The sequence below is a fragment of the Streptomyces sp. NPDC002130 genome, from assembly GCF_040296465.1.
Lineage (GTDB): Bacteria > Actinomycetota > Actinomycetes > Streptomycetales > Streptomycetaceae > Streptomyces.
The window spans coordinates 1-7,012 of sequence record NZ_JBEOXI010000346.1; the positions used below are offsets into that span (position 1 = coordinate 1).

Genomic DNA, 7,012 nt, shown 5'->3' on the forward strand with positions numbered 1-7,012 from the left:
CGGACACCGCCGGGCCGGGTCCGGACCATGGAACCCCCACCCCCATCACCCCGTCTCCCAGGACGGAACCACCGGGAGGCCCCATGGAACGGCGCCTCCGGAGGCCTGGGACTTCGAGGTGGGCGGGGTGCGCGTCCTTCAGGAGTGGTTCGCGACGCGTGTCGCCGCCCCCGAGCCGGGCACGCTTGCGGCGATCCGTCCCGCCACCTGGCCCCAGACCTGGACGTCGGAGCTGCTGGAGCTGATCACCGTCCTCGCACTCCTGGCCGAGCTGCGCCCCCTGGAGGGGCCGGAGGCCCCCGACCCGGTCACGGCGACGGAGCTGCGCGAGGCGGGCGTCCTGCCGGTGCCGCGCGGGTCCCGCCGCCCGGCGTCGGTGCTGGAGGGTCCCGAGGAGGGGCCCGAGGGGCAACTGGCGCTGCTCTAGCACCACCCGGCGTCCAGGACGCCGCTCTAGCGCAGCTCGGGGTCGAAGGCGTCCAGGACGCGTTCGAGCGCCCGCCGGAACACCGCCTCCAGATCGACCGGGCCGCTCTGCTCCATGAAGGCCGCGGTCAGCCGTGGATACGCTCCGGTGGCGATCTGGCTGCCCAGGTAGGCCATGCGGACGGCGTTCTCCTCCTCGGCCGTCCACGGCATGGAGCGGGTGCGTTCGGCGGTCGCGATGTCGTTCCCGGTGTACGTCGTCACGACGCCGTTGAGCAGCGCGACCAGCTCCGTCTTCGTGCCGGCGGGCACGTCGAGCGGTTCGAGGCAGGCCAGGCAGTGCTCCAGGTAGCGCAGGGTGTTGGGGCTGAAGCCGAACACCCCCGGCATCAGGCGCGGCACCCAGGTGTGGCGGTGCATGATGGCGCGCGTCTCCGCCGCGTTGCGGAGCATGTCGGCGCGCCAGTCGCCCGTGGGCTCGAACATCTCGTGCTCGGCGCCGACGGCGTCGATCATCAGCTCGTACAGGTCCTCCTTGCGGGGGACGTAGTTGTACAGCGACATCGTGCCGCAGCCCAGCTCCGCGGCGACGTGCCGCATGGTGACCCCGTCCAGCCCCTCCGCGTCGGCGATCCGCACGGCCGCCGCCGCGATGTCGGCGCGGGTGAACGCCGGTTTCGGCCCACGGCCGGTGCGCTCGGGGCGCGCCCAGATCACTTCGGGTACGGCCGCTCGGCCAGCCATCGATCATCACCTCGGCCACCATCCTAGTTACGTACAGCGTACGTAGTGCGCTATGGTCATGGCATGACTTCTACGTACGCTGTACTTAGTGAAGGTCTGGAGAAGCACTTCGGGGAGGTCCACGCCCTGCGGGGGCTGGACCTCGCGGTCCCCGAGGGGACGGTCTGCGGGGTCCTCGGGCCGAACGGGGCGGGGAAGACGACGGCGGTAGGGCTGTTGACCACGCTGCTGCGGCCGGACGCCGGCTCGGCCCGGGTCGCGGGACACGACCTCGTCCGCGAGGCCGCCGCCGTACGCAAGAGGATCAGCGTCACCGGGCAGGACACCTCGATCGACGGGGACCTCACCGGACGCCAGAACCTTCAGCTGTTCGGCCGGCTGTACCGGGTGCGCGGACCGGCCCGACGGACCGCGGAGCTCCTCGACCGCTTCGGTCTGACCGAGGCCGCCGACCGCCCCGCGTCCACCTGGTCCGGCGGCATGCGCCGCCGCCTGGACCTCGCGGCGAGCCTGGTCCGCCGCCCCGACGTGCTGTTCCTGGACGAGCCGACGACCGGCCTCGACCCGGTCAGCCGCACCCTCATCTGGGACGTGGTGCGCGGCCTGACCGCCGAGGGCACGACCGTGCTGCTCACCACGCAGTACCTGGAGGAGGCCGACCGACTGGCCGACGACATCGCCCTGGTGGACCGGGGCTGCGTCACGCACACCGGGTCTCCGGCGCAGCTCAAGTCGCTGGTCGGGGCGCACGCCGAGGTCGTCGTGCCGGATGCGGACACCCTTGCGAAGGCGGCGGCCGTGCTGGACCGGCTGACGGGCGCGCAGCCGTCGTTCGACCATGAGCGCAACGCCGTCGGCGCGGTCAGCAAGGACCCGACGCTCACGATCCCGCTGCTGGTGCGTGCCCTGGACACGGCGGGCGTGCCCCTGCTCGACGTGAGCCTGCGCCCGCCGACCCTCGACGACGTGTTCCTGCGCCTGACGGAGACCGCGCCCCCCAGGACCACCGATACGACCGAGACGACCCGGACGACCGACGAGAAGGAGCGTGCCGCATGAGCATGCTGGCGTACGACGGGACCGCGATGCTGGGCCGCCAGCTGCTGCGGCTGCGCAACAACCCGGGGCTGCTGATCCTCACCCAGACGATGCCGATCAGCATGCTGCTGTTCTTCGGCTACGTCTTCGGCAGCGCGCTGGCGGTGCCGGGCGAGGCGTACCGGTCGTTCCTCGTGCCGGGCCTGCTGGTGGCGACCGCCTCGGGCGGGATCATGGCCGGCATGTTCCAGGCTGCCCAGGACACCCACCGGGGCGTGACGAACCGCTTCCGCACGCTGCCGGTGAGCCGGGCGGCCGTACCGCTGGGGCAGGCCGCCGCGGACCTGGTGGCCACGGCCCTCGGGACGGTGCCGTTCCTGCTGGTGGGCCTCGCGGTCGGCTGGCGGGTCGAGGGGAGCTTGCTCGAAGCCGTGGGGGCGCTCGGGCTGCTGATGCTGTTCCGCTTCGCCTGCGCCTGGGCCGGGATCTACCTCGGCCTGCTCACCCGCAACGAGGAGGCGGCCGGTCAGCTCGGCGGCGCGACGTTCCTGCTGCCGCTGCTGTCCAGCGCGTACATCCCGGCCGACGGACTGCCGGGCTGGCTGCGGACGGTCGCCGAGTGGAATCCGATCAGCGCGGTGGCGACGGCCCTGCGAGACCTCTTCGGGAACGCTCCCGTACCCGACGGGGCGGCCTGGCCGGTGGCCCACCCCGTGGCGGGGTCGATCGTGTGGTGCGCCGTGCTGCTCGGGGTGTTCGTGCCGCTGGCCGTGCGCCAGTACGCGCACGGGGAGCGGTGAACGGGCGGCCTGGACCGCGGACGTCGCCCCCGGTCGCTGCCGGGCGGGGATGAGGCACCGACAGGGGGCGTACCGCGCTCGGGATCACACCTGGCGCCGCTGCGTGCCGCGGGGATGACGGACGACGAGTGTCGCAGCGTCGGCGCCGGTGACAGTGTGACCGCCCGAGCGCGGACCCCTACCTGCTGCCGAACAGGGAGCGGCGCAGTCGGCGCAGCGGCGCGAAGAGCGAGACGCGACGCACACGCGCACCCCTGCCACTGCGGTCGTGCGGCTGACGCGCGGTCAGTTCCCGCATCAGCGAGGTCGCCTCGACCGTCTCCCGCTGGGGGACGGCGGGGCCGCCCAGCACCGAGAGGTGGCGGTCGAGGCGCGAACTGGTCGCGCTGCTCCCGCAGGTGATCGCAGGGACCCTGGCCCTGCTGCGCACTGTTATCTGTTCCATGTCACTCCCCACCCGTACGAGTCCACCCGGCCCGGGCAGGTTAACCCTATCGCCCTGTCCGGGCACTCGTGTATCGCGGTCACAGGATTCACCTTCCCCATAAGGGGGTTGACGATGTATCTCCGATTACTCTCCGAATCCAACAGATTTCAGGGCGAGTTGGACGATCGGCTGGGTAGTGGGCTGTGGCGATCCCCCGGCGGGCTCGACGGTCACGGCCAGTGACGTCGCGGAAATTCCCAAACCCGTTGTGACCAGGGGCGTGTCGCCCTCGAAGAGGCCGAGGGAGCGTGGTTGCGCGCCCGGGCGCATGAGCCACAACTGGTGCACGCGGCCGCCCGACGGGGCGTCGTATCCGCCGAGGGTGACCACCGCACTCCCCTCCGTGGCGGAAGCGATCACTCCGAGGGTGCGGCCCCGCACGTCCCGGCCACTGCCCGCACGGGCGTCCGGGGCCGCCAGAACGTGGGCGATCTCACGTGACCGATCTTGCTCGGCGGTCAGCCGGTCCTGGGCCCGGTTCGCCTGCACGGCGAACAGCGAGGCGACGACGAGGGCCGCGGCGGCGGTGGCCGTGGCGAAGGGCACGAACAGCGGGATCCGGCGCCGTTGCCGCTGTCGCGGCGGCGGCTGGGCGCCCCACACGTGCGGAGGCAGCTGCGTCGCCCGCGCCCGTGCCGGCTCGCGCGCCACCGCCCCCTGCGGCGCCGGGTCCTGCGGAGTGGTCCGTACGGCGAGCATGACGCGGTCACGCATCGCGGCGGGGGGCGGGGCGCTCGTGGACCAGGCGAGCCGCACGGCGTCCTCGGTCAGGGCGCGCACCTCGGCGGCGCAGCGGTCGCACTCCCTGAGGTGCTTCTGGAAGCGGACCCGCTCCGGGGGCTCCAGGGCGTCGAGCGCGTAGGGCGCGGCGAGCGAGTGCAGGTCCTCGCGGCGGAAGAGGCTCATGCCACACCTCCCAGGCACTCGCGCATACGGGTCAGTCCGTCCCGCATCCGGGTCTTGACGGTGCCCAGCGGCAGGGAGAGCTGCTCGGCCACCTCACGGTACGTGTAGCCCTCGTAGTAGGCGAGGGTGACCGACTGGCGCTGCAGGACGGTGAGCCGGTCGAGGCAGCGGCGCACCCATTCCCGTTCGAGTCCGGCCTCGACCTCCTCGGTGACCTGGTCGAAGGCGGGCTGGTTCGCGCGCAGCGCCTCGCGCTGCTCGCGCTCCCCGGCCGCCCGGGCACTGCGGACCCGGTCGACGGCGCGGCGGTGGGCGAGGGTGAGGATCCACGACATCGCGCTGCCCCGGCCCGGGTCGAACCTCGCTGCGGACCGCCACAGTTCGAGCAGCACTTCCTGAGCCACCTCCTCCGACTGGGCGGGGTCGCGCACCACACGCCGTACGAGACCGAACACCGGGCCGGACACCAGTCCGTACAGGTCCTCGAAGGCCTTCTGGTCCCCACCTGCCACGAGCAGCAGCAGCTCGTCCGCCTCCACTCGGTCCCCCTCTCCGAGCCCGCACCGGGCCTGTCCTCTCGCACGAGGCACTCGCAACGCACACACCTCCGGACGGGGTTACGGATCAGCGCGCCGAAAACGCGGGTCGCCCGGCGATGAAACAACTTTCCCGATCCGCCGTAAGAACGTTTGAGATTCGACCAATCCGCTTCGCCGACCGCTCCGAATGGCGTGTGTCAGGCAAGTTGGCACGGAGGACGGACGGCATGACACCTATCTCCAGGACCGGTGCGGGACGCGCGAGCATCGCGACCGTGATCTGTGGCGCACTGGCCGCCGGCGGGCTCGCGGCCGCCGGTGTGACCGCGCTGGCACCCGAGGAGGCCTCCGCCTCCAGCCACCGCGAGGCCCCGCTGATCTCGGGGACCCCGCAGTACGACAACACCGACGTGTACGCGTTCGTCAGCCCGGACAAGCCGGACACGACGACCATCGTCGCGAACTGGATCCCCTTCGAGGAACCGGCCGGCGGGCCCAACTTCTTCACGTTCGCCGAGGACGCCCAGTACGACCTGCGCATCGACAGCAACGGTGACGCGAAGGAAGACCTGCTCTTCCGGTACACGTTCAAGACGCACACGAAGAACGACAAGACCTTCCTGTACAACACGGGCCCGGTCGAGAGCCTCGACGACCCCGACCTCAACATCACGCAGACGTACGACCTAGAACTGATCAAGCTGCGGAACCTGAAGGCCGTGTCGAAGACCAAGGTCGCCGACGACGTGCCGGTGGCGCCGTCGAACGTCGGCAAGGCGTCGATGCCGGACTACAGCGCCCTGCGCAAGCAGGCGGTGCACAAGCTCGCCGGAGGCGCCCAGACGTTCGCCGGGCAGGCCGACGACCCGTTCTTCCTGGATCTGCGCGTCTTCGACCTGCTGTACGGCGGGAACCTCTCCGAGGTCGGCAACGACACCCTCAAGGGCTACAACGTCAACTCGATCGCCCTGCAGGTCCCCAACAGCTTCATAGCCGAGTCGCACGAGCAGCCGGTCGTCGGCATCTGGTCGACGACGCAGCGCAAGAACGCCAAGGGCTACTTCTCGCAGGTCTCGCGCCTCGGCAACCCGCTGGTCAACGAGGTCGTCAACCCGATCAAGGACAAGGACACGTTCAACGCGTCCACGCCGCGGGACGACGCCCAGTTCCTGAAGAACGTCACCAACCCGGAGCTGCCGAAGCTCATCGAGGCGATCTACAAGATCCCGGCGCCCGCCGAGCCGCGCAACGACCTGGTCGACGTCTTCCTCAAGGGCGTCAAGGACCTCAACCAGCCGCCGCACGTGACGCCGTCGGAGCAGCTGCGGCTCAACACGTCCATCAAGCCGGCCGCCAAGCCCAAGCGGCTCGGTGTCCTGGACGGTGACAACGCGGGCTTCCCGAACGGCCGTCGCCTCACCGACGACGTGATCGACGCCTCGCTCCAGGTCGTCGAGGGCGAGCTGCTCGGTGCCAAGAACGACCTCGGTGACGCGGTCGACAAGAACGACAAGAAGTTCGAGAAGGCCTTCCCGTACGTGGCTCTGCCGACGGAGGGTTCGCGCGGCCCGCTCGCCAAGGGCGTGGACGGCGGCAACGACGTCCGCAGCCAGCTGGGCGACGCGCTCCAGCCGGCCGGTGCGCAGGGTTCGGACGACATGGGCCTGATGGCCGCCTCCGCGGGCGCCGGGGCGGGCGGCATCGTCCTGATCGGCGCGGCCCTGATGTGGTGGCGCCGCATGCGGAACCGGGCGTACTGACCCGCTCCGCTCCCACCGGCCGGCGCGGCCCGTTCCACATCCCCCACGGCGCGGGCCGCGCCACCGACTTCCGCACCAGCACACCCGACCTAGGAGAGGTCATGCCTCCGCGTACGACCGACAGCACACCGGGACGCCACGACGACGACCGATCGCCGTCGACGCCCCCGGTGCACCCGGAGCCCGAGGGGCGGCGTGGTGGTTTTGCCGCCGGGGTGGAGGCCGACTCCGGCACCGGCGGCGACAGCGACGGCACGTCCGCGACCCGCCCCGACGAGGGCGAAACCGTGCCCGGGCCGGGCCCCGGTCAGC

8 protein-coding genes and 1 pseudogene are annotated in these 7,012 nt (G+C 71.5%); 5 read left to right on the top strand and 4 right to left on the bottom strand.

The features are described from left to right. A partial coding sequence (locus ABT116_RS37705; RefSeq protein ID WP_351643765.1) for a type ISP restriction/modification enzyme occupies window positions 1-427 on the top strand: 427 nt, incomplete at its 5' end. Window positions 428-453: 26 nt separating this feature from the next. Here the strand turns inward: ABT116_RS37705 and ABT116_RS37710 are convergent. Next, the gene (locus ABT116_RS37710; RefSeq protein ID WP_351643772.1) at window positions 454-1,170 is read right to left on the bottom strand and encodes a TetR/AcrR family transcriptional regulator; all 717 of its coding nucleotides are present in this window, start codon (window positions 1,168-1,170) and stop codon (window positions 454-456) included. Window positions 1,171-1,233: 63 nt separating this feature from the next. On the opposite strand from ABT116_RS37710, the gene ABT116_RS37715 reads away from it, so the two are divergent. Next, window positions 1,234-2,229, top strand: coding sequence for an ATP-binding cassette domain-containing protein (locus ABT116_RS37715; protein ID WP_351643778.1), 996 nt, complete (start codon window positions 1,234-1,236; stop codon window positions 2,227-2,229). After that, on the top strand, window positions 2,226-3,008 hold the full coding sequence (locus ABT116_RS37720) for an ABC transporter permease (protein ID WP_351643783.1): 783 nt from the start codon (window positions 2,226-2,228) through the stop codon (window positions 3,006-3,008). Before ABT116_RS37715 ends, ABT116_RS37720 begins: the two co-directional genes overlap by 4 nt. Before the next feature lie 178 nt (window positions 3,009-3,186). Here ABT116_RS37720 and ABT116_RS37725 read toward each other — a convergent pair whose 3' ends face one another. The 3 genes from ABT116_RS37725 to ABT116_RS37735 form a co-directional block, all read right to left on the bottom strand. Then, window positions 3,187-3,453 (bottom strand): hypothetical protein, encoded by a 267-nt coding sequence (locus tag ABT116_RS37725; RefSeq protein ID WP_033312817.1) that lies wholly within the window; start codon window positions 3,451-3,453, stop codon window positions 3,187-3,189. A 126-nt stretch (window positions 3,454-3,579) separates the two neighbouring features. Further along, the gene (locus tag ABT116_RS37730; RefSeq protein WP_351643789.1) at window positions 3,580-4,401 is read right to left on the bottom strand and encodes an anti-sigma factor; all 822 of its coding nucleotides are present in this window, start codon (window positions 4,399-4,401) and stop codon (window positions 3,580-3,582) included. After that, window positions 4,398-4,940, bottom strand: a complete 543-nt coding sequence (locus ABT116_RS37735; RefSeq protein WP_104778577.1) for a sigma-70 family RNA polymerase sigma factor — start codon at window positions 4,938-4,940, stop codon at window positions 4,398-4,400. Before ABT116_RS37735 ends, ABT116_RS37730 begins: the two co-directional genes overlap by 4 nt. A gap of 227 nt (window positions 4,941-5,167) precedes the next feature. Here ABT116_RS37735 and ABT116_RS37740 point away from each other — a divergent pair, with 227 nt between their 5' ends. Beyond that, on the top strand, window positions 5,168-6,700 hold the full coding sequence (locus ABT116_RS37740; RefSeq protein ID WP_351643796.1) for a DUF4331 domain-containing protein: 1,533 nt from the start codon (window positions 5,168-5,170) through the stop codon (window positions 6,698-6,700). Between the two features lie 101 nt (window positions 6,701-6,801). Further along, a pseudogene (locus tag ABT116_RS37745) lies at window positions 6,802-7,012 on the top strand (tetratricopeptide repeat protein); the annotation flags it as partial.